This window comes from Polyangium mundeleinium (assembly GCF_028369105.1).
GTDB lineage: Bacteria > Myxococcota_A > Polyangia > Polyangiales > Polyangiaceae > Polyangium > Polyangium mundeleinium.
Window position 1 is genome coordinate 4,803,227 of sequence record NZ_JAQNDO010000001.1, and the last position, 22,620, is coordinate 4,825,846.

Genomic DNA, 22,620 nt, shown 5'->3' on the forward strand with positions numbered 1-22,620 from the left:
GGCGGGGGTCCACCTGCACGGCGCGCGAATCCTCGAAGGCCACAATGAGCGAAAATATCAGTGATTTCCGACCCGAACAACAGGGACGAGGGGCGCCCGCTCAAAGCTTCTCGAGGGCGACGATCCAGAAGCCCCCGAGGTGCCGGAGCGGGGAGTCGCAGAGCGCGCGCTCGGCTTGGACGAGGGCGCCGCGGACCAGCGGCACGCGCATCATGGCGGCCGCGGGGGTGACGATGCGCACGCCGCGCGACGCGCGGACGCGCACGCCGGCCGGGAAAAGGCGATGGGCGCCCCAGGGGCTGACGAATCGGGTGTAGACGGCGTCCTCCTTGGTGCGCGCGCTGATGGCGCCGGCAGGCAGGAAGCGCTTCACGAGACCACGCAGGCTCACAGGATTGTAGAGCTCGGCGAGGATGGTTCCACCCGGACGAACCACGCGCACCATCTCGGCGATTGCGCGTTCCAGCTCGCGGACGTGCGGTAGCACCTTGAAGGCGCAGGCGACGTCGAAGCTCGCGTCGGGGAAGGGGAGGTCGGTCGCGCTGCCGACGGTGACGTCGAGGCCACGCGCGCGGGCTTTTTCCAGCATCCCGGGCGAGAGATCGACGCCGCGGGCCGTCCGCGTGAAGTCCGCGATGCGCCGAAGAAGCAGGCCCGTGCCGCAGCCGACCTCGAGCACGTCGCGGCCTTCGCCGAAGCGGCGGAGGAAGTCGATCTCGAGATCGTCGACGAGATCGTGGTAGCCCGACGTATCACGGCCGTCGCGCCGGTCCTCGTAACGCGCGGCGAACTCGTCGTAGTACGCGCGCGTCGCCTGGAGGTGGTCGTCGTGCGGGAGCGATTCTCGCGGCGCTTCGTTCATCGCGGCCGGTTGTAGCCCAACGCGGACGTGATCGCAGCCCCCGGCGCGCGCAGCGGGGCGTGACGCCGCGCGCTGCCGGCCCTATGGATCGGTGGCCGCCGGACGGGCGGCCGGACAGGAGGCGACCATGAAACCCGGCGATCACCCCGACTTCTACAGGCTCGCGCCCCCGCCGGGCACGTCGCGCGAGAGCACGATCGTCCTCGATCGCGAGGGTCGCTTCTGGCACGACGGCGCGCGCGTGGACCACCCCGCGCTCGAAGAGGCGCTCCATCGCTGGATCGCGCGGCACCCCGAGGACGGCCGGCTCATCCTGACGAACGGCTACGACTGGTGTTACTTCCGCGCCGAGGAGACGCCGTTCGTCGTGCGCTTCGTCCGCGTCGAGGACGAGGGCCGCAGGGCGTTGCTCGTGCTCTCGGACGGCACGGAGGAGCTGCTCGATCCGCGCGTGCTCTCGGTGTCGAGCGAGGGCGTGGTGATCGCGCGGGTCAAGGCAGGCACGGAGGACGCGCGTTTCTCGCGGCACGCGCAGGCCGGCCTCGCGCCGCTGCTCGTGTCGGCCGAGCCTCCGATCGTGCGCGTGGGCGACGTGTCCGCAGAGCTCGCGACGCGCGCTGCCTAGTAGCGGTACTGCCAGAACAGATCGAGGCCTGAGCTCGGCTGCTGGTTGATTCCTCCGAAGCCGAACGATCCGCGCAGCGCCCAGTTGCGCTTGAAGCGCCAGTCGAGGTTCAGCTCCGTGCGGTTCTCCGTGCCCTGCGTCGTGCCCGTGGGGCTCTGGATGCCTTCGAGGCGGCTCGACGCGGGCGAACCTTCGTAGCTCGCCTGTGCGGTCACGGTGTCGCCGAGCTCGTAGATCACCGTTGTACGGAGCCTGCCGGCCTCGGTCGTCCCGACGCGCGTGGACAGACCTCGGAGCGGCGCGATCTGCGACAGGATCGCGTTGATCTGTGCCGAGGCGATCTCGCCGCCCACCACGCCCGCCGCCACGTCGGTTGCGCGCGGCGACGCCTGCGCCGTCGCCTGCGACTGCGTGTCCTTCGACTCGGGCGTGTCGCCGATGAGGATCATCGACAGGATCGCCTGCTGCGACATCGGCGGGCTCGATCGGAAGCGGAGCTTCTGCTCGGTGATCGGCTTGAGATCCCCCACGTAGTCGACGAACACGCGCGTGCCGTCGGGCGCGTCCCAGCGCGCGGTCACGTTCACGTAGGGGTTGCCCGCTTCCTCCGGCCGCAGGCGCACGAGGCCTCGTTCGATCTCGAACTTCTTGCCCACGATCTCGAACGAGCCGCGGCTGATCTCGACGTCGCCCGAGAGCTGCGTCTCGTCCGTGAGCGAGACGCGCGGCGGCGTGCTGCCGCCCGTGAGGTCGACATCCGCGCCCATCCCCTCGATCGTGATGTCGCCGAGCTCGAACGTGATCAGATACGCGAGCGCGTCCTTGGGGCGCTCTTCCTTCGGCGGGCCGAGCGCGTGCGAGACCACGACGTCGGGATTGGGATCGAGCGACTGCACGCCGCGCGTGCTCGACGCCGGCAGCGCGAGATGAAGATCGGGCACGCTCACGGTGAGCGACACCTCGCGCCCCTCCTTCTCCGCCGCGAGCACGATCCTCCCGTGCGCGTGCCCGAGCGGCACGCCCTCGAACGTCACGGGCAGCTCCTCGTCGCGATCGATCGTGAGCTCGCCGTTCGCCTTCTGGAAGGCGAGGCCCTTCATCTGCACGATCGCAAAGCCCTCCACCGCGCCGCTGATGCCTTCGGCGCGGAGGTCGTCGAAGCGCAGCTCGCCCTTGTCCGTCGTGCGGATCGAGACGCGCGTGTTCTTGAACTCCTGGCCGATCTGCGGGACGTGGAAGACGCCGTTGCGCACCTCCATGTTCGCCTCGATGCGCCCGTCATCCTCGCCGAAGCGATGCAGGCCGACGCGCAGATCCCCGTCGAGCGAGCCGTCGAGCCGCGAGAGCGTCCCGGAGACGAGCGGCGTGAGGCTCGCGAGGCGGAACCGATTCGCCTTGAGGAGCAAGTCCGCGGGCCGCGTCGCGTCGATCCGCGGGACGATGCCTTGCCAGTCGACACCCGCGTACCCCGTGGCGTCGATGCGCCCGCCGCCACGACCTACGAGCTCGAGCTGCGCCACGCCGCGCGCGGGGTTGCCCGCGCCGCCGGGGTTTCCGATCGAGAGCTCCAGCGTGGTGCGATCGAAGGACGACTGGCTGCCGAGCTCCAGGCCCGACACCTCGATGCGCGCCGCGGCTTGGGGCTCGACGCCGCGCTGCTCGAAGCGGAGGACGCCGCTCACGCGGCCCGCGACGTCTCGATCTGCGAAGTACGGGATGAGCTCCAGGGGCAGATCACGAAGCGTCGCGCGCGCGTCGCCGCGCGGCGGGATGTCGCGGCCCGCGCGCACCGCGGCGAGGTCGACGTCGGCGTTCGCCTCGACCACGGCGAGCTCGCGCGCGTCCTTGCGCACGGCCGCGCGCAGGGTCGCCTTGCTCGCGTCGTAGGTCGCGGTCGCGTCCACGTCGACGGGGAACGCCCACGGGCTCGGGCCGAGCGTCCGCGCGTCGTGCGCGAGGCCGAACCCGCGCGCGTTCACGCGGATCGCCGGCCGCTCCAAGGTCCCGCTCGCCGACGCGGAGAGCGCGATCGCACCTCGGATCGGCGGGAGCGCGTCGCGCAGCACCGAGGGCAACGTCTGGAACGAGCGCACCGTTCGCCGCGGGATCGTGAGCTCGGCCGTCCCGCGCGACGCGAGCAGCGAGGCGCTCCGTTTCTTCGGATCGTCGACCAGCGTCGGGAGATCGAGATTCACGTGGGTCGCGAGCTCCACCATCGTCGCCGTGTCGAGCAGCGAAAGCGTCACATCCGTCGCGCCCGTCGCGCCGTTCAGCGATCCGGAGACCGCGACGTCCATCGCGCGCGACTCCCACGCGGGTTTGTCCTCGCCGAACCCCACGGGGCCCGCGACCACGAAGTCACGCGTGTGCACGTCGAGGTCGCGCACCGAGACGAACCGCTGCCCCGCGGGCCGCTCGATCGTGAAGCCCGCGCCGAGGCGACCCGAGACCTCGCTGAGGACGAGCGCGACCGGCAGGCGCCGCGCGATGCACCGCAGATCCCAGTCGGGCGCGTCCACGCGCGCCGAGCCCGTGAGCCGCGCCCACGTCGAAGGATCCAGGAGCGGCCCGCGCAAGTTCCCCTCGGCGCCGGAGATCCGCACCTCGGCGATCGAACCGTTGCACGCGTCCTCCGCGCCGGTCTTGTCGCGATCGACGAGGCGGAACGTGCCATCCATCGTCGCGCGCGCGTCCTCGAACGTCGCCACGAGCGAGCCGCTCGCGCCCGTGATCGGCAATCCCCCGGCGGAGAACGTCCCCTCCTCGACCTGCAGGTGCACATGGCCCTTGCGCCCGTCCCTCGTGCGCGTGAGCGCGACGTCCACGTCCGCGAGGCCTCGCAGGTTCCGATCGAGATCGAGCAGCCGACCGAGCCGACCGAGGTCCACGCCTTCGCCCTTGAGCTTGCCCGTGAGCTCGCGCCCGTCCACCGCGAGGGTCCCTTCGAGGGCGCCCACGCCCGGCCCTTCGGCCGTGAGCCCCTCGATCGCGAGCGCTCCGCCGCGCAGCGCGACGCGCTTTGCTTTGCCTTCGATCCGCTCGCCCTCGCGCGAGAGCCGCAGCGCTACCTCGCGCGCGCTCTTCTCTTTCGTCTCGATCCGTGCCGACGCTTCGAGCTCGCCCACGTCGCCGCCTTCGAGCCGCGCCTCTACCTTCGGCGCTGCGACGGGCCCGCTCACGCGCGCCGTCACCTTGTCCGCGCCGCGCCCGCCTGCGATGAGCCCTTCGCCTTCGAGCGCGGCCTCGACGTCGAGTTTTTCGAAGGGCCCGCGGATGCGCCCTTCCACGCGGCCTCGTTCGAGCGACACGCCGCCCTTCGCGTGGAGATCGTGCACCGAGCCGAAGGCACGCGCGTCGATCTTCCCCGCGTTGATCGTCCCCTGCACCTGCACACGCGCGCTGCCCGTGGCCGGACCCGCGAGCCGCGGCGCCGATTCGAGCGACGCGACGAACGTCTCCGCCTCGAACCGCACGGCGCCACCTGGGCTCACGATGAACGATCCGGACGTGGGCGCGCCCTGCTCGTGCAACGTTACGCGGCCTTCGAGATCGCCATGATCGTAGACCAGGTGCACGTCGGCCGCCGGCACCGCCTGCTGCTGCACGACCGTCGGCTCGGTCCTCGCCTCGGCCACGAGCCGCACCGTGGGGTTCGTGTCGAGTTGAAGCCGCGCACTCATGTCCACGTTTGCCTCGGGCAAACCTTCCACGAACATGCGCGGATCGACGTCGTCCGCGGTCACGTCGAGCGCGAGCCGCGCCCCGTGCGCCACGTCGAGCTTGCCCCGCAGCGCGATCGAGCCCGGCGATCGCTGCGCGGGCGTCACCTCGAGCCGCCCCTCGACCTCGAACGTGGGCGCATCCCCTTCGAGCGTGACCTTCGCGGAGACTCGTTCGCGCAGGGGCAAATCCGGCACGAGCAGCCTGAGATCCGCGGGCTCGGCGCGCGGCAGCTCGACCGCCGCAGTGACGTGTGTGCCTTCGAGCGCCGCGCGCGCCTGCACCTCGATCGGCCCCGCGCGCCCCGCGAAGCTGCTCCACATCCGCATGACCTCGGCCGGGCTCTGCGTCTCGGGCGCCGCGCTCGTCGTCGTCGCCTCGGGCGGTATGTCCACGTGCAGGTGGTAATCGACCGTGCCCGCGAGCGGCACCTGCGCGAGCGCGCGCTCTCGGATGCCCGTGTGCTCCACGTCCACAGCGATCCCACGCGGGCTCACGTGCACCGACGCGAACAGGCGCGTGATATCGGCGTCGACCGCGCGCGGCGGCGCCACCTGCCCACGTACGTGCGCGTGGCCGATCTCGATGCGCTCGAGCGCCACCGCCGTCGGTCGCTCGGCCGCTCGGTCCACCTCGCCCGGTTTCTTCGGCTTCTTGGGCTTCTTCGGCGTCGGCCGCAGCAGGAACGCCGTCTCGAGCCCGAGGTGCTGATCGGGCCCGCGATCGAGCAGCACCTCGGCCTCCTCGATCCGGATGTGCGGGAAGGCGAGCGTACGCTCGCCCGTGCCGAAGAGCGACGCGCGGGCAAACCTTATGAGGTCGAACCGACCGTGGATCCCATTCGCCCGTATGATTTCCGTGCCGCGCGGATCGAGCGTGACGGCCGATCGGATCGACACCTCGTCGAGCGCGAGGTGATCGATCTCCGAGAGCACGATCTTGCCTTCGAAGAGCGATCCGAGCGCCTGGTTCGCGACGTCGCGCGCGAGGCGGCGGAACGGGCCGACGTCGAGGTGGAGGCCGACGGCGAGGGCGGCGGACCCGGTGAACACCGCGCAAAGCCCGAGCGTGGCTGCGCCCGTGGCGAGCGCGCGGCGCACCCGTCCCGGTCGCCGCGGTGGCGCGGCTTTCGGTGGGGAATCGCGATCGGCCGGCGCGCTCGGAGCCACGGCGGTTAGCATAACGAATCGCCGCGGGGATTCACGGTCCCCGGGCCCCGCAGTTTCATGCTTTCGCGGATGGGCGGAAGTTGCCGGAGAATCTCGATCCGCCCGCGGCGGCGCTCATTGGCAGAGGCTCGGCAGCGCCTCGGCCTCGGCGAGCAGCTCCGTGTAACTCTCGATCCGGCGGCCGCCGTGCACCGTATCGTCGAACTCGATGAACACGCGCCGCTCGTCGGGCTGCACCATCGCGTTGAAATAAGCCGCGGCGTCGGTGTCCGTATTGCCGAAGGCGTAGGTGGGGATCATCCCTTTTTGCGCGAGCATCGCGAGCTCGCCGGTCTTGTACGTGGATGCCTCGCTCCCGAGCGCGCCCGACTTCGTCAGCGTCGTGTGCACGATCCCGTGCGGAAAACCGTTTTGATCGAGGAACGCCCGCGTCCGCGCCCCCAGCCATTCGGGCCGGGCGGTCATGTAAAACGGGTGATAGCCCTTCGAAACGAGCACGTCGAAGAGCTTCGCCGCGTCCTTTCGTACCTCCGGCAGCGCCCCCTGGGCGAGCGCGACGAACTCCTCCGTCTCGTAGGTCGTCAGCGTCCCGTCGATGTCGCTCACGAACACCGGCGTCCCTTTCGGAACGACCTCGAGGAAGAGGTCCGTCGTCGAGAGGTCGCCCTTGACAACGAGATGAACCCTGTGTCTCCCGAGCCCGAGGGCCTTCTCCTTCGGGATCTCGAAGTAGACGCGCCCTCCCGTGTCCTCCACGCCCTCGACCGTCGCGTGCTCGCCGTCCTCGGTCGTCGTCGCGGTCCCGAGCTGCTCCCACACGCCTGCGCAGTCGCGCTGCACGTAGACGTCGACGTACTCGCCCTTGATGTCGTCGTCGAAGGTCCCGTACGAGAACTTCGCCAGGATCCACTGCGGATCGCCGGGGTTCAGGAAGAGATCACGCCCGCGGTGGTTCGGGGCGCCGAACGGCGGGATCACCGCGTTCCAGTCGACGGCCTCTCCCGGCGGCGGGGCAGGCGCGTCGCAGGCCGGGATCGGCGCGCACCACGCCCCTGGCACGCCGCCCGATCCGCCGCCGCCCGTCGCGTCGCCGCCTGCACCCCCGGAGCCGCCTGATCCGCCCGCGCCCCCGGAAGCGCCCGCGCCCGTCGTGGCGCCGCTGGTCACGACATCGACACCGCCGCCGGTGCCACATGCGGCCATGCCCACGATCCCCGCCAAAAAGAAAGCGACCGTTCCACGCATGCCCGCCATTGTGGACCCAATCGATCCGCAGAAAAAGCGCCTCGACGCGCTGCGTCCTTCGCCGCCGCGAACCTTCCGTTCGCGCCCCTTGCGCGGAAGAGCGCACCTCTGCGAAGGTTCTAACCCCTCGTATGCCCAAGCCTGATCCCCGCGTCCTCGCCCGCACCGCTGGCAACTACCTGAAAGAGCACCCCGAGGAGATCGTCCGCGCCTTGCGCAGCGCCCTCGGTCTGCGCGCCTCCATCCCGATGGATGCCCTGCGTTACCTCGCGCGCGAGTTCGTCCCGGACAACAAGAAAGCCCCGAAGGACATCGTCATCGAGGCCGCGCCGCCCGGCGTTCGGGTCGCCGCGACCGTCGACGCGATGGGCACGCCGCTGCGCGCCTCGCTCATCCTTCACATCGAGGAGATCGCCATCTCTTTGACCGAGATGCGCATCGGGGTCCGCATCGAGGGCCTCACCCTCACCGTGCTCGGCGACTCGAGCTCGCCGCTCGCCGGCCTCCTGAAATCCGGCGCGCTCGATCTCTCGAAGCCCGGCAACCTCGTCGCCTTCATGCCGAAGCGTCCGCCCATGCTGATCGAGGCCAAGGACGATCGCCTCACGCTCGACCTCATGAAGGTGCCCAAGATCGCGGAAAACCCCAAGGTTCGTCGTTATCTTTCGATCGTCCTGCCCGTCGCCTCGGTCCGGGCGATCCGTACCAAGGACGATCACCTCGACGTGCACCTCAAGGCAAACCTCGGCGGACTCTCGCAAGCGATCGCTGCGGCGCGGCAAACGGTTTGATAGACTGACCCCCGAATGCCGCCGCCTCCTGGGCAAGACCCGTCCGCGCTCTCCTTCCTGGTGCTCGCGGAGATCGCGGCCGGGGAGTCGGCGAAGGTCGATCTCTGCCGCGTGACCCACGGCCCCGCCGAGGGTCGCCTCGTCGCCGTCAAGCGTCTCCACCCGCACCTCGCCAGTGATCCCGCGTTCGTCGCCCAGTTCCGCGACGAGATGTGGATGACCGGAGCGCTCCGGCACCCGAACGTGGTCGAGGTCGTGGGCTGGGGCAGCGACGATCAGGGGCTCTACCTCGCCGTCGAGCTCGTGCAGGGCGTCTCGCTCGCACGGCTCATGAAGACGATCTTCGACACGGGCGAGGCGTTCACCGAGCGGATGGTCGTCTTCCTCGCACGGCAGATCTGTCGTGGCCTCGGCACCGCGCACGCCCTGCGCGCGCCGAGCGGCGAGCCGCTGTACCTCGTCCACCGCGATCTCACGCCCGGCAACGTGCTCTGCTCGTTCCAGGGGGACGTGAAGATCACCGACTTCGGCCTCGCCAAGGCGAAGCAACGGCTCACGCGCACGCTCACAGGCATGGTGAAGGGCCAGCTCGAGTACATCTCTCCCGAGCAGGCCACGGGCAACAACATCGACGCGCGCGCCGACATCTTCTCGCTCGGCGTCATGCTCTTCGAGCTCTTCGCGGCGCGCAGGCCCTGGGTCGCGCCGAACGACATGGAGCTCGCGCGTATGCTCATGACCGCGCCCCCGGCCGATCTCTTCAAGCTCCGGCCGCGGATCGATCGCGAGCTCGTCAGCATCGTGAGCAAGTGCCTCGAAAAGGATCCGAAGGCGCGCTTCCAGTCGGTCGCCGAGATCCTCGCGCGGCTCGACGAGTGGCTCAGCGCGCACGGGTACATGGAGGAGAACGAAGAGGCCCTCGGCCGCTTCGTCCGCCGGAACGCGATGCGCCAGATGGCCTGGTTCGAGCGCGTGATCGCCAGCCAGACGCCCGAGGTCAAAAAGGAAAAACCCCGCCCGCCCACGTTCACCGGCAACTCGGTCGTGGCCCCGCTCCCGAAAGATCCGCCGAAGCGGAGCGACTCACCCCCGCCCACCGAACGTCCGGGCACCAAACGAGCGGTCGAGGCCAAGGGCCCGCTGATCACGGACGCGAACGAGATCACCGAGGACATGACCGCCGAGGCCAAGGTCACGCCGCGGCGGATCGGTACGCTGCGGAACGCGCCGCGGATCGCCTCGGAGCGCGGCACGGGCGAGGGCGAGGTCGACTGGGGCGAAGAGGTCCCGACGCTCGTCAAAGGCACGCCCGAGCAGCTCGCGCTGCTCCGCCAGCAGTTCAAAGGGGGCAAACCCTTCGATCCGAAGCTCGTCGCCCCCGACGTCGCCGCCGCGCGTCCGGCGCCCCCGCCCGAGGCCTCCGACGAGAAACGTGTCCCGCAGCCGAGCTTCGCGACCGTCCTCGAAGGCAAACTCCCCGCCGGCCCAGGCCGCCGCGATGATCCCGCCGACAGCGAGGATCTCGACGATCCGACCGCGCCCATCGGCGACATGTTGCGCAAGGTGCGCGCCGCCACGGCCGCGCGCGCCATGCCTTCCACGCCGCCCGGTCAGATCGTCGCCCCGGATCCGTCCGTGCCCTTGCCGCCCGTCACGACCCGGAGTGCAGGCTCGGTGCCGCCGCCGCCTCCGGCCTTCGGGGATCCGAGCGGCGAGGATCGGCTGCGCAACGAGGCCGAGCGGCTCTCGATCGAGGCCATGCGTTTCGCCGAGGAGGCGAAGGCCGCGTACGCCCGCGCCGAGCGGAAGGCCGCGCTCGCCAAGGCCACGAGCGACGCGGCCGCGATCGCCGCGGAAGCGTTGCGGATCGGAAAAGCCCAAAGCATCACGGATGGCCTGCGCCGGCTCGAGGTCGCGCTCGCGATGGAGCGCTCGGCCCGCGCGACCGAGGGCGCCGCCGCGCAGACCGTGAGCGCGCCGCCCCCGGGCTTCGGGGCCATGGCGCCGCCGCGGATCCCGCCGCCGGCGCCGCTCCCGGCCCTCGCGCCGAAACCGTCCCCCTCGGTGCCTCCGATCGCGGCCCCTTCCATTCCCGCGCCACCGCCGATCCCCGCGGCGCCGCCCGTGCCGGGCCGTTCGGTGCCGCCGGGCGCGACGCGCCTGCCGGAGCGCCACGCCTTGCCCGCGCCCGAGCTCGACGCGGACGCGTTCACCACGCGGCTCCGGCCGCGCGTGCTCGGATTGCCGACGCCGGTGCTCATCGCGATCGGCGTCGGCGTGGTCGTCCTCGTGATCGTCGTGCTCGTGATCAGCTTCTCCTGACGCGGCGTGGCGCGAGCCTTCCGCGCTTGATCTCGGAAGCGGCCTTTCGCTACCGTGATCCGCGATGAGCAAAGACGAAGAATGGGTCATGATTGCTCTGGACCCGAAGATGTCTCGCCGCCAGGGGATGCCGCCGCAGCTCCCCATTCCCAAGAGCGAGTTCGAGGGTCTGGCCGACAAAGGCCTGTCCATCGACAACGCCCGCAAGTGGATCAAGTCGTTCCTCAACGACTCGCCCGCGGGCAAGGACGGCAACTGGCGCAAGAAGAACAGCCAACTCGTCTCGGCGCTGGAGGTCTTCCTCGACAAGGCGCCGCTGCTCGATCGCGCGCAGAAGGGTTTCGCCGAGAACGACTTCGAAAAGGCGCTCTCCGCGCTCAAGCGCATCGCCTCGATGGATCCGGACGATCACGCCGCGCGCCTGAACCTCGCCGCGGCGCAGACGGCCCTGCGTGATTACCCGGCCGCGCTGAAGACGTACCAGTCGCTCCGCAAGACCTTCGAAGGCGACGCGGATTATCACGTGGGCCTCGGCCAGGTCCACGCGACCCTGAGCAACAAGGACGCGGCGATCGACGAGTTCGTCCTCGCGCTCGAGGCGCAGCCCGACTGCCAGCCCGCGCTCGACGCGCTCGCCAAGCTCGGCGTCCTCGTGCCCGTCTACGAGAACCCGCGCGACGCCACCTCGCTCACGTACGTGCGCAGCGACAAGGTCGACGAGTACCTCCCCTCCGTGTGGGACGCCGAGGCGCGCGACGCCGCGTATTACCTGGAGCAGCTCGCGTACCACGAGCGCGAGGCCCGCCCGATCGTGGTGCTCGCGATCGCCGAGCGCATCATCAAGCTCGGCGACGCCGGCTCCGCCGAGCGTGGCGAGCTCGCGAAGATCGCGGCCCTGCGCGACCTCGGCCGGCGGGACGAGGCCCTCGCGGCGGCGAAGGCGTACGTCGAGAAGGCGCAGTCGGCGGGCGCGTACGTCGAGCTCGGGCGCTCGCTCGCGGCCGCGGGCAACGTCGACGAGGCGCGCGCGGCGCTCGACAAGGCGCTCGAGGCGGATCCGGGGGATCTCCTCGCGCTCCAGTATCGCTTCTGGCCCGCGGACGCGGCCACGAACATCCAGGGCGTCTCGAACGCGATTCCGGCGCTCACGGCGTTCGCCGAGGCGCACCCGAACGCGGTCGGCGCGTGGCGCTCGCTCGCGCGCGCGAAGATCGCCACGGGCGCGAAGGAGGAGGGCATCGACCTCCTCAAGAAGGCCGTCGCGCTCCGCCCCGAGGACGACGACCTCCGCGCCGAGCTCTGGACGCAGCTCGGCAACGAGAAGCGATACCAGGAGATCGTCGAGGACGCGGGCAAACTCGAAAACCTGGCCAAGCGCGACTGGAAGCTCCGCTGGAACGAGGCGGAGGCTTACCTCGGCCTCGAAAAGAAGATCGAGGCGCGCGGCGCGTTCTCGGCCATCAATTTCGACGACTCGCTGCACGTCGACATCCGCAAGCGCGCCAAGCGCGCGGTGAAATCGATCGACGAGGGCCTGACCCTCGGCGGCGTGATGTCCAATCCGGAGACGCCGCCCGCGGCGACCTGAGCAGCGGCGCGAAGACGAAAAAGGCGCGAGCCCAGCAATGGGTCCGCGCCTTTTCCTTTTGTGGTCTCTCGACGCGAATCACTTGAGCGGCAGCGTCTCGTCGGTCGTCACCGTCCCGTAGAGCGCGCCCACGATGGCGCCGAACGCGAGGTGCGCGGCCACGAACGAGAGGATGCCGAGCCCGCCGTACCTCGACATGAAGAAACCCGGCGCGGCCACGACCTCCGGCACGAGCGGGTGCATCACGCCGACCAGGCCCACGAAGATGCCCGCGAGCACGAGGTGCACGAGCGAGACCTTGAGGCCCGTCGCGGCGCCTGCGCTCCGCGTGATGGTCTCGAACACGGCGCCGTAGGCGATCCCGATGAGCCCCGACATCATGATGGTCACGAGGAACCCGACGAGCCACGACAGGCTGCTCGGCGCATTGCCGGGCAACGTGCCGAGGAGCTGCGCGACGTCCGCCGAGGCGCCGGCCGCGCGAGCAGCCGCGATGATCAGCGTCATGGCGGCGCCGCCGACGATCCCTGCGAAGAATGCTTTCCCGACCTTCATGACTGCCCTCCTTTTCCCGTTCGGGGGCGCGGCTCGGGCGAGCCGACGGGCGGCCGAACGGGCGTCCCCGAGCACACCCGGGCAAACCGGATGCCAGGCGGCCTCGGCCGCGGGTGGGAAGGCGATTCCCGATATCAATCGGGAAGAGCGGACGATTGCGAAGGAAAGGGCGGGGGAGGCGGGAGTCGCTGGGATGTGACGAGGACTATCCGTGCGTGGAGGACGCACGTGGGCAGGACGGGCGCACCACGCTTCGAGCGTGACGCGCGCGCGCCGGGGTCAATCGGCGAGGCAGGCGTCGTACTCGGTCGGGCAGAACGCTGCCATGCAACTGTCGCAGTCGGTGTCCGGCGAGACGCCGGAGCACAGCGTCGCCTGGCAATAGTCAACGCACGACGCCCCACACCCGCATTCGAGGTAGGCCACATAGACGGAGGCCGATGTTTCGCAGAGGGGGCCCGCGTTGGGGCTCAGGGTGTAGTCGTAGCAGGTCTGGCAGGTCTCGGCGGGGCAATCGAGCGGATCGGATCCCTCCGCGCAAAGCCCGGATCCTTCCGGTTCGTCGCAGAAACCGTCACCGGCCGAGGGGCAGGTCGGGATGGCGCAATCCTTCGTATCGGACCCCGCCGCGCAGAGCCCGTCGCCCTTGGGCGCAGGCTCATTGCAAACACCGTTGTTCACGAGGTTGCAGGTCGGCGCGGGGCTCAGGCACGAATCGAGATCGCTCTCCTCGGCGTAACACACCGACTCGTCGTAATCGCCGTCGCTGCATGCGGCATCGCCCGTCAGACAGGTGAGGTACGTCGAGTATTCATCCTTGCAATCGGCGTCCGCTGCCTCGTCCTTCTGGTTGATCTTGTCGTCGAGGCACGACCCGAGCTCCACTTCCGTACACTTGTTGCAATCGCACCGCTGATTGCAGTATTTTTGCTCGGGGGTCGCGGGGTCATCCCCGCTGCTGCAGGCCGCGAACAGCGTCGCGGCCGCGAAAAAAAGCAGGGTCAATCCTTTGGCCATGCGCTCGTGGGTCATTGGTGCTCCGGCGAATGGGTTGTGGGGCGCCGCGCGCCGGCGCCGCGAAAAGAAAGGTGCGGCCTACGCGTGCTGGCGGAGACCTTTGTGAACGCTATCACGGCCCCCGCCGCGCGTCCAGGGCGGCCAGGGCCTTCCGCGTTCGTTCGGAGAATCGCGCGCGGCTCAACGCCGGGGCGCAGGCTCGGTCGGGGCTGCCTTCGGGCAGTCTCCCGTGATGAGCCGCGCGCTGCGCTCGTACGTCAGGTAGGAAAAGGCCCAATCGAAGAGCACGAGGAGCCGATTCCGGAACCCGATCAGGAAAAATACGTGAATCAGGAGCCACGCGAGCCACGCGACGAAGCCCGAGAGCTCGAGGCGCCCGAGATCCGCCACGGCCGCGTTGCGCCCGATCGTGGCGAGCGTACCCTTGTCGAGGTATCGAAACGGCCGCCGCTCCTCTCCTTGGATCGACCGCACGATGTTCTTCGCGGTATGGCGCGCCTCCTGGATCGCCGCAGGGGCGAGGCCCGGCACGGGCGAACCGTCCTGCTCCAGCGTGGCGAGGTCGCCGACCACGAAGATCTCCGGGTGCCCGGGCACCGACAGATCCGGCGAAACCTTCACCCGCCCGGCGCGATCGAGCGGCGCGCCGAGGGCCTGTCCGAGCGGCGAGGCTTTTACGCCCGCGGCCCAGAGCACCGTCTTCGCGGCGATACGCTCCTCGCCGATCTGCACCCCTTGTGCGTCGATGCCCGTCACCCTGGCGTTCGTGCGCACCTCCACCCCGAGCCGCTGGAGCTGCCGTTCTGCGCGCGCCGAGAGCAGCGTCGAATAGGTCGGCAGCACGCGATCGATTCCTTCGACCAGCACGATTCGCGCGGCCGTCGGATCGATCATCCGGAAATCATTCGCCACGGTATGGTGCGCGACCTCGGCCAGCGTCCCGGCGAGCTCCACGCCCGTCGGCCCTCCGCCCACGATCACGAACGTCAGCCACGCTGCGCGCTCCTCCTGCGAGGGCGCGCAGCACTCGGCCTTCTCGAATGCGAGCAGCACGCGGCGCCGGATCTCCAACGCGTCTTCGAGGCTCTTCAGCCCCGGGGCCATGGCCGCCCACTCCTCGTGCCCGAAATACGAGTGGCTCGCGCCGGTCGCGACGATGAGGTAATCGTATCCGAACGTCCCGGCCGACGAGGTCACCGTTCGTTCTTTGGGATCGATGCCCGTCACCTCGGCGAGGAGCACCCGCACGTTTCGTTGATCGCGCAGCACGCGCCGGATCGGCGCGGCGATCTCGGCCGGATTCAGGCCTGCAGTCGCGACCTGATAAAGAAGCGGCTGGAAGAGGTGGTGGTTCTTGCGGTCGAGCAGGGTGATACGGACGGGCGCGTGGCGCAGGGCCTTGGCGGCGTAGAGTCCGCCGAAGCCGCCGCCCACGATGACCACGTGGGGCAGGTGCAGCGGCTCCTTGCGTGCTTTTGGGGTACGGCCCGGCTCTCCGAACGTGATGGGGCTCCCGCGCTCGTCCGCGCGGCGCTGTGCGATTCGTGCGTTGCGCGGCGTTTGCTTCGGCCCCCTCGCTCGCCTTGACGGACCCTTCATGCCCGGGGCGATGCAATCGTTGGTCCAGGCGAGGTGGTCGGGCGGCGCGGGCGGGCGTCCGGGCCCGAGATGTCAGGTGTGGGTCTTGACCCAGTCGTTCATGAAGACGGCGCTATCGTTCCAGCCGTCGCGAAGCTGCTTTTCGGCCGAGCTCTCGATGAGGCCTCCGATACCGAAGACCTTCGCCTCGATGACGAGCTCGGCGATGCGGCGGACCTTGTTGTCGCCGACGCGCTCGATACGCATCGTGCCCTCGTTGCGTAGCTTGTCGGCCATGTTGCCGGGGGTCATCTTCCACGACCAGAACTTGGTCGCCTTGTTGAACCGGCCTTCTTCCGTGTAGCTGAAGTTCGAGCCGAGCACCTTGGCCACGGGGCCGGGCACGTTCATCTTGGGCGTCCCGGCGACCTTGCGGATCGTTTCGGTGTCGCTGTCGCGCTGGTCGAGGATGCGGAAGTCGGGGAAGCTCAGGTGGCCCCTGTAGAGCTTCTCGTTGAATTCCTTGTCGAAGAAGACCTTCCAGAACGTCTCCTCGTTGCAGTTGATCTCGTTCGTGACGGTGAACTTGCCCATGACGTCTCCTGGTCTCTGCCCGGGGCCGATTTCTCGCGCCATCGGGGGCTTCGTGGGTCCCCGGGGCTCGGAAGGGCGGCGACTCTACCAGCGAGGGCCGTCGTTCCATAGCCTCCCGATGACGGCACTTTGCTGGCCGTCCGGTGCGGCCTCCGCCCGTGGCATCCGCGATGCAGAGCGTCATGGGCCTCGGCGCGGGTGCGCATCTCGTTCTCGATGCGTGTCTGGGGCGGGGATCGAAAGAAAATGAGATAAGCGGGAACTTTTTTGTTGCAAAGTCGATCCGAGACGAGTATCTCTCGCCGGAGAGTTTCTACATGTTGATCCGCCCTACGACCGACCGAAACCACGAACGAGCCCAGCTGATGGCAGCAGGCGTCGCGTGCGTGGCGTTCGATTGGTTGCAGCGTGCGAGTCATCTGGCGCCAAAGTCCGGTAGAACCGAGTCGTTTCGCGGGTATACGCTTCGTGATTCGCGGCAACTCGGCAACCCGGAGGAAGGCACCTAGGCGGTAGAGCAAGCGTCATTCTGACGACTGCGAAGGCCGCCTCGGGAGATCCCAGGCGGCCTTCGGCGTTTTTCAGGCTTGAGAAACGCCGCGAGGGCCCTGGAGCTAGGAAGAAGGCCGCAGGAATACTCCGGTATTCCGAGGACGACGACCGACGATCCAGGGCGAGCAGCAAGTTTATCGCGTGCCTGATTGGCCTCCTCCACGGCGTGCTTCTTTGGGGAGCGTCGTGGGGTGGTGGAAGGGGAGTGTTTTGTCCTCGAATGGGGCCTCGTCTTGGGGCTCTTTGCGGGGAGAGGTGTATCGAGCGGGGCTTTCTTTGGTCCTTCGCGTCTCGCGGAGCGGGGCGTGGGGCCTTCTTGGGCTTCGTTTGGAAGAACGATCGTGAGGGCGCGTGATGCGCCCCGGGGCAGGCGTGTATCGATTGCATTCGCATCGAGGGCGCGCGCGTGCCGGGGCCGTGTTGTGTCCTCGACGAGGGATCGCATCGATTCGGATGCGATGAGGCCCGAGGTGTATTCGCAGCATGCGGATCCGTAGTCTCAATGGTAGAGCAGCCGCCTTTTAAGCGGAAGTGTGGAGGTTCGAGTCCTCCCGGATCCACCTCCTTATAGAGAGAAAAGCTGGGCGATCCATTTTGAAGCAAACGGGGTTGGAAAGAGACGAAAATGAAATCGACGAGCCGATCAAAACATTTCCTTGCCTCGAACGTCGAAATGGATGTATAACGAAACCGAGGGGACGGGGAAGGGCAGGGGAGAGCGCCTGCGCGTAAGCACGCGGGATGGGCTCTCTCGTGCGGATCCGTAGCTCAATGGGCAGAGCGTCCGCCTTTGAAGCGGAAGCGTGGAGGTTCGAGCCCTCCCGGATCCTCCATGCTGCGCAATGAGCGTGGCAGCGAGATGTGAAAATAAAATCGACGGATCGGTGAATGAAATGGTTGGCCGAACGTCGAAATGGATGTAGAGAGACGGGCGAGGGAATGGCGATGGGCAAGCGTCTGTATCACGAGAGCACGAAGGGGAACGCTGGCGAGCTGCCGGACGCTGGCCTCTTCGGGGTCTCGGGGTTGCAGATCCTTTCGCGGGATCAGGCGGCGAGCGAATCGCGCTCGGCGGCGAATCATGGCCTCGAGCCTCTCGATGCGGGTGGATCCTAGGATCGTCACGACGTGACGTGTCCGAGGAGGCCGCCCGGGAAACCTGGCGGCCTTCTTCGTTTTCGCGCCTCGAGCGCGGCGGTGGAGACGCGGGGGACGTGGATTTGGATCCGTAGCTCAATGGGCAGAGCGTCCGCCTCTGAAGCGGAAGCGTGGAGGTTCGAGGCCTCCCGGATCCTCCATCTGCCGAATGCAATGACGGCAGACGACGAAAATAAAATCGACGGGGTGGCGAATAAAATGGTTGACCCGAACGTCGAAACGAAATAAAGATAAACGGGGCGAGGGAAGAGTGATGGGCAAGCATCTGTATAACGAGGACGCGAAGGGGAACGCCGGCGAGCTGCTGGGCGAGAGCCTCTCGGGCCTCCTGCGGAGCCCTTCGCGAAATGATGCGGCGAACGAATCGAGCCCGGTGCGTGGTCTCGAGCCGCTCGATACGGGTGGATCCTAAGATCGTCACGACGTGACGTATCCGAGGAGGCCGCCCGGGAAACCCCTGGTGGTTTTCTTCGTTTTGCGCATGTAGCGCGGCGGTGGGGTCCGGGGGAAATCATGACGGGCTGTCGAGAAACGCCGCGAGCACCTCGAAGCTAGGGAGGGCGACGCAGGAATACTCCTGTATTCCAAGGAGCCCGACCGACGATTCGAGGCGCGCAGCAACTTTCTCGACAGCCCGACACGTGGACGCTGGGCATGGGTGAGCCCAGGTGGCTGTAAACCATCCGCGTTTGCTTGGAGGTTCGAGTCCTCCCGTCCACACCGGCGCGTGAACCCACGCGCTCGAGGAGACGTGCGCCCGCGATGCGCCGTCTGCTTCGGATTCGTAGCTCAAGGGTAGAGCAGCCGCCTCTTAAGCGGCAGGCGAGGGTTCGATCCCCTCCGGATCCACGACGCATCCCTCCTCTTCGGAGGCGGGACTCGTTCTATGACAATCGATTCCGATACACAATGCGATGCCGCAGGGGCTCGTCGCCCCTGCGCGTTTCAACGTAGCTCAAGCCGGTAGAGCACTCGCCTGTTAAGTGAGGTGATGGGGGTTCGAATCCCTCCGTTGGAGCCGTCTTTGCCCTTGTCGCTCGATGGTCGAGCGCCCTGCTTCGTATCCAGGGTCTCCCCGGCTCGATTCCGGGCGAGGGCTCCGCTTCTGTTGGTGGGGGGTCGTCGTGCTCCTTGAAACGGGCACGACGGCCCCCCACCAATCCCCCTGTTTCACCATGCCCCGTTCGTCTAGCGGTCAGGATACCGGCCTTTCAATCCGGTTGCCGGGGGTTCGACTCCCCCACGGGGCGCCATTGCGTGGGCGTTACTCATCTGGCTGATGAGGGCAGGTTGTGACCCTGTGAAGGCGGGTTCGATTCCCGTACGCCCAACCGAGGGACGGGTCGGATGATCTCGGTTATCCAACTCTAAATTGGTGCAATAGCACCGAGATCAAAAAGCTCATCCGTCGCTCTTTCGTTTGCTTGCTTCTTTTTTCGCTCGCCCGCAGCGCGGGCCGGAGGTTCCCATGGCCAACTACATCCAGCACTTCGCCGCGCTGTTCACCCGGCAAAAGGACAAGGCGCGGCCCGACCAGGTCGAAAACGACGCCGGTGGCTTCGTCTTCGAGCTCGACGACTGGGCCCGCCTCGACCGGTGGCTCGTCCTCGGCTGCGAGGGCGGCACCTACTACGCCACCGAGCGCGTGTTGACGCAGGACAATGCGCGCGTCCTCGGCCGTTGCCTCGACGCGGACGGCGAGCGGACGATTCGGCGGATCGTCGAGATCAGCCGCTCTGGCCGCGCGCCCAAGAACGAGCCCGCGATCTTCGCCTTGGCAATGGCCGCGGGGCACGCACGTCCCGAGGTCCGCAAGTCCGCGCTTGTGGCCTTGCCGGAGGTTTGTCGCACCGGAACGGATCTCTTCCACTTCGCGCGAACGGTGGAGGGCTTCCGGCGCTGGGGCCGCGGCCTTCGGAGCGCGATCGGCGCGTGGTACCAGGGCAAGAGCGCGGATGAATTGGCCTACCAGGCCGTGAAGTACCGGCAGCGGGACGGCTGGAGCCACAAGGACCTTTTGCGGCTCTCGCATCCGACGCCCGTCACGGACGAGCACGGCGCGATGTACCGCTGGATCGTCGGCGGAATGGACGCCGTGAAGAACGAGGCTGCCAAGGGCGGCGCGCTCGACCCCGAGAAGCTGCCGGCCCTCGTGCGGGCCTTCGAGGAGGCCAAGGACGCGCCGCGCGAGCGGCTCGTCACGCTCGTGCGCGAGCATCGGCTCACGCACGAGATGGTGCCCACGGAGTGGAAGAACGACCCTGCCGTGTGGGAAGCGCTGCTCCCCCACATGCCGCAGACGGCGCTGCTCCGTAACCTCGGCAAGATGACCGCCGTAGGATTGCTCGCGCCCATGAGCGCGGCCGCGAGGCTCGTGGCCACGCGTCTCACGGACGTCGAGCGGCTCCGGCGGGCCCGGATTCACCCGGTGAGCGTTCTCTCCGCCTTGCGTATTTATGCGCAAGGCCGGGGCGAGCGTGCCCAGAAGCGCGAAAACGCGCTCACCTGGGAGCCGGTGCGCGAGATCGTGGACGCCTTGGACGAGGCGTTTTACCTCGCATTCCGGTCGATCGAGCCGACGGGGAAGAAGCACCTGCTCGCCCTCGATGTGTCGAGCTCGATGGATTCGGGCACGATCGCGGGGATCCCGGGTCTCACGCCCCGGGTCGCGAGCGCGGCCATGGCGATGGCGACGGCGCGTATCGAGCCGTCGTTCGGCACCCTGGCCTTTGCCTCCGCGGGCGGCGCATTTGGCCCTCGCGGCGCCTCGGGCGTCATGTCCTTGCCTCTGTCGCCGAAGCAACGCCTCGACGACGTGCTCGGCATGGTCGGTGGTTTGCCCTTCGGCGGCACGGACTGCGCGCTGCCGATGATATGGGCTCAAAAGAACAAGGTCGAGGTCGACACGTTCGTCGTCTACACGGACAGCGAGACCTGGGCGGGTGAGATTCATCCGTTCCAGGCGCTACGCGACTACCGTCAGGCGATGGGCCGTCCCGCAAAGCTCGTCGTGGTTGGCATGACCTGCACGGGCTTCACGATTGCCGATCCGCAGGACCCCGGCATGCTGGACGTCGTGGGCTTCGACGCGGCCGCACCGCAGGTGATGGCCGATTTCTCGAGGGCCTGAATTGCAGTCGAAGGACGAAGGGGCGCGTGCCTCCACACGCGCCTCCTCGCCCGGTTTGCTCCCGTATGCTCTCTGGTGAGGCAGCCTGATTGTCGATCAGGTGAGGGCGGGTTCGAATCCCCCCGGGGGCGCTGGGACAATCGTCGTGTACACCCGTCATCACACCCTCGCCCGGGGACCGGGCCGAACGATGATGGTTATCGCAATTGTCCCACGTTTTTGCCGTCGTAGCTCAGTGGGTAGAGCGCCAAAATACCTTCTCCGACACCTCGTCCGAGTCGGGCCGATAGGGGAAGGTTATCATTCTCCATGAGGTGGACACGGGTTCGAATCCCGTCGATGGCACAACAGTTGCGGTTCGGGGTGATGGTTCAACGGAAGAACACTGCCCTTGCACGGCAGGGATCGGGGTTCGAGTCCCCGTCATTCCACTCGTTCGCAGGAGCCGCTCGGAAACACCATGGCCATGAGCGGGAGGCCAGGCGGTGTTTCTGGGCGTCTCCCCTCTGGGGTCGTAGCTCAGTGGGTAGAGCACCTGGCTGGCAGTCAGGGGGTCGCCGGTTCGAATCCGGCCTTCTCCACTCTCGTTTTGCCCTCGTATGCATCTGGTGAGGCAGCCCGATTGTCGATCGGGCGAGGGGAGTTCGATCCTCCTCGGGGGCGCCTTTGAATGGGGTGATGGTTCAACCTGGGTAGAACACTGCCCTCGCACGGCAGAGATCGGGGTTCGAATCCCCGTCATTCCACGAATTGCGGTGGTGGTTCAACGGCAGAATTCGAGTGTGCCATACTCGAGATGGGAGTTCGACTCTCCCTCACCGCGCTCATGCACCCGTATTGCTAGTGGGTCAGGCGGCCAGACTCTCAATCTGGTGACGCGGGTTCGATTCCCGCCGGGTGCGCAAATTCGCCGAGGGGGTGAGCTGCTGACTCGCCCTCTCTTTCTTCTCCCTGTCCTGGCGGCCAGGCGTCGGTTTACGAATCCGACTGGCGAGGTTCGACTCCTCGCAGGGAGACCTTGCCCTCGTCCTGCCGGCATTGCAGGCGCGAGCCTCCGAAGCTCGACGTTCCAGGTTCGACTCCTGGCGAGGGTATGTGCCAATTCATCTGGGTGTGGCTCAACCTGGTAGAGCGCCGGCTCGGGGTGCCGGAGGCTGGGGGTTCGAATCCCCCCACCCAGACCATGTCTACGTGGCGAAACTGGCAAACGCGGCGGTCTTAGAAACCGTTTTGATGGGGGTTCGAATCCCTCCGTGGACACTCATGTCATCGTGGCGGAATGGCATACGTAGCAGGCTGAGATCCTGTGCCCGAAAGGGCGTGTGGGTTCGACTCCCACCGATGACACCGAAATGGCAGTACTTCTCTGGGTGTGGCTCAATCTGGTAGAGCGCCGGCTTTGGGAGCCGGAGACTGGGGGTTCGAATCCCTCCACCCAGACTCGCGGCGAATCATCTGGGTGTGGCTCAATCTGGCTAGAGCACCGGCGTCGGGAGCCGGGGATTGGGGGTTCGAATCCCTCCACCCAGACCATGTCCACGTGGCGAAACTGGCAAACGCAGCGGTCTCAGATACCGTGCCCGTGAGGGCGTTGAGGGTTCGAATCCCTCCGTGGACACCATCCTCCCGCTGCTCGGGTGACGAAATGGCAAACGTGGCCGGCTCAAACCTGGTCGATTGGGGGTTCGAATCCCCCTCCGAGCACCGGATCATC

At 67.9% G+C, this 22,620-nt stretch carries 14 protein-coding genes and 25 tRNA genes; 32 read left to right on the plus strand and 7 right to left on the minus strand.

Going from position 1 to position 22,620, the window contains the following annotated elements:
• Window positions 1–100 precede the first annotated feature (100 nt).
• On the minus strand, window positions 101–862 hold the full coding sequence (locus POL67_RS19110) for a class I SAM-dependent methyltransferase (protein ID WP_271919031.1): 762 nt from the start codon (window positions 860–862) through the stop codon (window positions 101–103).
• Between the two features lie 127 nt (window positions 863–989).
• Between POL67_RS19110 and POL67_RS19115 the strand changes: the two genes are divergently transcribed.
• Window positions 990–1,487 (plus strand): hypothetical protein, encoded by a 498-nt coding sequence (locus POL67_RS19115; RefSeq protein ID WP_271919033.1) that lies wholly within the window; start codon window positions 990–992, stop codon window positions 1,485–1,487.
• Here POL67_RS19115 and POL67_RS53660 read toward each other — a convergent pair.
• Window positions 1,484–6,307 (minus strand): translocation/assembly module TamB domain-containing protein, encoded by a 4,824-nt coding sequence (locus POL67_RS53660; RefSeq protein ID WP_271919035.1) that lies wholly within the window; start codon window positions 6,305–6,307, stop codon window positions 1,484–1,486. The genes POL67_RS19115 and POL67_RS53660 overlap by 4 nt on opposite strands.
• A 183-nt stretch (window positions 6,308–6,490) precedes the next feature.
• On the minus strand, window positions 6,491–7,621 hold the full coding sequence (locus tag POL67_RS19125; protein ID WP_271919037.1) for an LNS2 domain-containing protein: 1,131 nt from the start codon (window positions 7,619–7,621) through the stop codon (window positions 6,491–6,493).
• A gap of 131 nt (window positions 7,622–7,752) precedes the next feature.
• Between POL67_RS19125 and POL67_RS19130 the strand changes: the two genes are divergently transcribed.
• The 3 genes from POL67_RS19130 (at window position 7,753) to POL67_RS19140 (ending at window position 12,322) form a co-directional block, all read left to right on the plus strand.
• A complete protein-coding gene (locus tag POL67_RS19130; RefSeq protein WP_271919039.1) occupies window positions 7,753–8,412 on the plus strand; it encodes a hypothetical protein in 660 nt (219 codons plus the stop codon).
• Between the two features lie 15 nt (window positions 8,413–8,427).
• Window positions 8,428–10,734 carry a serine/threonine-protein kinase gene (locus POL67_RS19135; protein ID WP_271919041.1) on the plus strand — a complete coding sequence of 769 codons (2,307 nt, stop codon included), beginning with the start codon at window positions 8,428–8,430 and terminating at the stop codon, window positions 10,732–10,734.
• A gap of 64 nt (window positions 10,735–10,798) precedes the next feature.
• A complete protein-coding gene (locus POL67_RS19140; protein ID WP_271919043.1) occupies window positions 10,799–12,322 on the plus strand; it encodes a tetratricopeptide repeat protein in 1,524 nt (507 codons plus the stop codon).
• Between the two features lie 78 nt (window positions 12,323–12,400).
• On the opposite strand, the gene POL67_RS19145 is transcribed toward POL67_RS19140, so the two are convergent.
• The 4 genes from POL67_RS19145 to POL67_RS19160 form a co-directional block, all read right to left on the minus strand.
• Window positions 12,401–12,877 (minus strand): hypothetical protein, encoded by a 477-nt coding sequence (locus tag POL67_RS19145; RefSeq protein WP_271919045.1) that lies wholly within the window; start codon window positions 12,875–12,877, stop codon window positions 12,401–12,403.
• 279 nt (window positions 12,878–13,156) lie between these two features.
• Complete coding sequence (locus POL67_RS19150) at window positions 13,157–13,894, minus strand: hypothetical protein (RefSeq protein WP_271919047.1); 738 nt, start codon at window positions 13,892–13,894, stop codon at window positions 13,157–13,159.
• Window positions 13,895–14,074: 180 nt separating this feature from the next.
• Window positions 14,075–15,493, minus strand: a complete 1,419-nt coding sequence (locus tag POL67_RS19155) for an NAD(P)/FAD-dependent oxidoreductase (protein WP_271919049.1) — start codon at window positions 15,491–15,493, stop codon at window positions 14,075–14,077.
• Window positions 15,494–15,565: 72 nt separating this feature from the next.
• Entirely contained in the window at window positions 15,566–16,066 is a 501-nt protein-coding gene (locus POL67_RS19160; RefSeq protein WP_271919051.1) for a DUF2505 domain-containing protein, read from the minus strand.
• Window positions 16,067–17,105: 1,039 nt separating this feature from the next.
• Between POL67_RS19160 and POL67_RS19165 the strand changes: the two genes are divergently transcribed.
• The 28 genes from POL67_RS19165 to POL67_RS19300 all read left to right on the plus strand — a co-directional run bounded on the left by POL67_RS19165 (window position 17,106) and on the right by POL67_RS19300 (window position 22,610).
• Window positions 17,106–17,178, plus strand: a tRNA-Lys gene (locus tag POL67_RS19165).
• 197 nt (window positions 17,179–17,375) lie between these two features.
• Window positions 17,376–17,451: transfer RNA gene (locus POL67_RS19170), tRNA-Gln, on the plus strand.
• A gap of 112 nt (window positions 17,452–17,563) precedes the next feature.
• On the plus strand, window positions 17,564–17,734 hold the full coding sequence (locus POL67_RS19175) for a hypothetical protein (protein WP_271919053.1): 171 nt from the start codon (window positions 17,564–17,566) through the stop codon (window positions 17,732–17,734).
• Window positions 17,735–17,840: 106 nt separating this feature from the next.
• Window positions 17,841–17,916: transfer RNA gene (locus tag POL67_RS19180), tRNA-Gln, on the plus strand.
• 113 nt (window positions 17,917–18,029) lie between these two features.
• Complete coding sequence (locus POL67_RS19185) at window positions 18,030–18,188, plus strand: hypothetical protein (RefSeq protein WP_271919057.1); 159 nt, start codon at window positions 18,030–18,032, stop codon at window positions 18,186–18,188.
• 229 nt (window positions 18,189–18,417) lie between these two features.
• Window positions 18,418–18,496 (plus strand) — tRNA-Tyr (locus POL67_RS19190).
• 58 nt (window positions 18,497–18,554) lie between these two features.
• A tRNA-Lys gene (locus POL67_RS19195) sits at window positions 18,555–18,625 on the plus strand.
• A gap of 95 nt (window positions 18,626–18,720) precedes the next feature.
• A tRNA-Asn gene (locus POL67_RS19200) sits at window positions 18,721–18,794 on the plus strand.
• Between the two features lie 8 nt (window positions 18,795–18,802).
• Window positions 18,803–18,875: transfer RNA gene (locus POL67_RS19205), tRNA-Thr, on the plus strand.
• A gap of 78 nt (window positions 18,876–18,953) precedes the next feature.
• Window positions 18,954–19,029: transfer RNA gene (locus tag POL67_RS19210), tRNA-Glu, on the plus strand.
• A 5-nt stretch (window positions 19,030–19,034) separates the two neighbouring features.
• Window positions 19,035–19,107 (plus strand) — tRNA-His (locus tag POL67_RS19215).
• Window positions 19,108–19,244: 137 nt separating this feature from the next.
• Window positions 19,245–20,906 (plus strand): TROVE domain-containing protein, encoded by a 1,662-nt coding sequence (locus POL67_RS19220; protein ID WP_271919059.1) that lies wholly within the window; start codon window positions 19,245–19,247, stop codon window positions 20,904–20,906.
• Window positions 20,907–20,963: 57 nt separating this feature from the next.
• Window positions 20,964–21,037 (plus strand) — tRNA-Asp (locus tag POL67_RS19225).
• 90 nt (window positions 21,038–21,127) lie between these two features.
• Window positions 21,128–21,251 (plus strand) — tRNA-OTHER (locus tag POL67_RS19230).
• A gap of 15 nt (window positions 21,252–21,266) precedes the next feature.
• Window positions 21,267–21,337: transfer RNA gene (locus POL67_RS19235), tRNA-Ala, on the plus strand.
• Between the two features lie 77 nt (window positions 21,338–21,414).
• Window positions 21,415–21,487 (plus strand) — tRNA-Ala (locus POL67_RS19240).
• A gap of 10 nt (window positions 21,488–21,497) precedes the next feature.
• Window positions 21,498–21,569: transfer RNA gene (locus tag POL67_RS19245), tRNA-Asp, on the plus strand.
• A 9-nt stretch (window positions 21,570–21,578) separates the two neighbouring features.
• A tRNA-Ala gene (locus tag POL67_RS19250) sits at window positions 21,579–21,652 on the plus strand.
• A 6-nt stretch (window positions 21,653–21,658) separates the two neighbouring features.
• Window positions 21,659–21,729, plus strand: a tRNA-Gly gene (locus tag POL67_RS19255).
• 5 nt (window positions 21,730–21,734) lie between these two features.
• Window positions 21,735–21,808: transfer RNA gene (locus POL67_RS19260), tRNA-Glu, on the plus strand.
• 118 nt (window positions 21,809–21,926) lie between these two features.
• A tRNA-Arg gene (locus POL67_RS19265) sits at window positions 21,927–22,000 on the plus strand.
• Between the two features lie 13 nt (window positions 22,001–22,013).
• Window positions 22,014–22,090 (plus strand) — tRNA-Pro (locus POL67_RS19270).
• Window position 22,091: 1 nt separating this feature from the next.
• Window positions 22,092–22,166, plus strand: a tRNA-Leu gene (locus POL67_RS19275).
• 5 nt (window positions 22,167–22,171) lie between these two features.
• Window positions 22,172–22,253, plus strand: a tRNA-Leu gene (locus tag POL67_RS19280).
• A gap of 19 nt (window positions 22,254–22,272) precedes the next feature.
• Window positions 22,273–22,346 (plus strand) — tRNA-Pro (locus tag POL67_RS19285).
• Window positions 22,347–22,361: 15 nt separating this feature from the next.
• Window positions 22,362–22,439, plus strand: a tRNA-Pro gene (locus POL67_RS19290).
• Between the two features lies 1 nt (window position 22,440).
• Window positions 22,441–22,527: transfer RNA gene (locus POL67_RS19295), tRNA-Leu, on the plus strand.
• Window positions 22,528–22,537: 10 nt separating this feature from the next.
• Window positions 22,538–22,610, plus strand: a tRNA-Leu gene (locus POL67_RS19300).
• Window positions 22,611–22,620 lie beyond the last annotated feature (10 nt).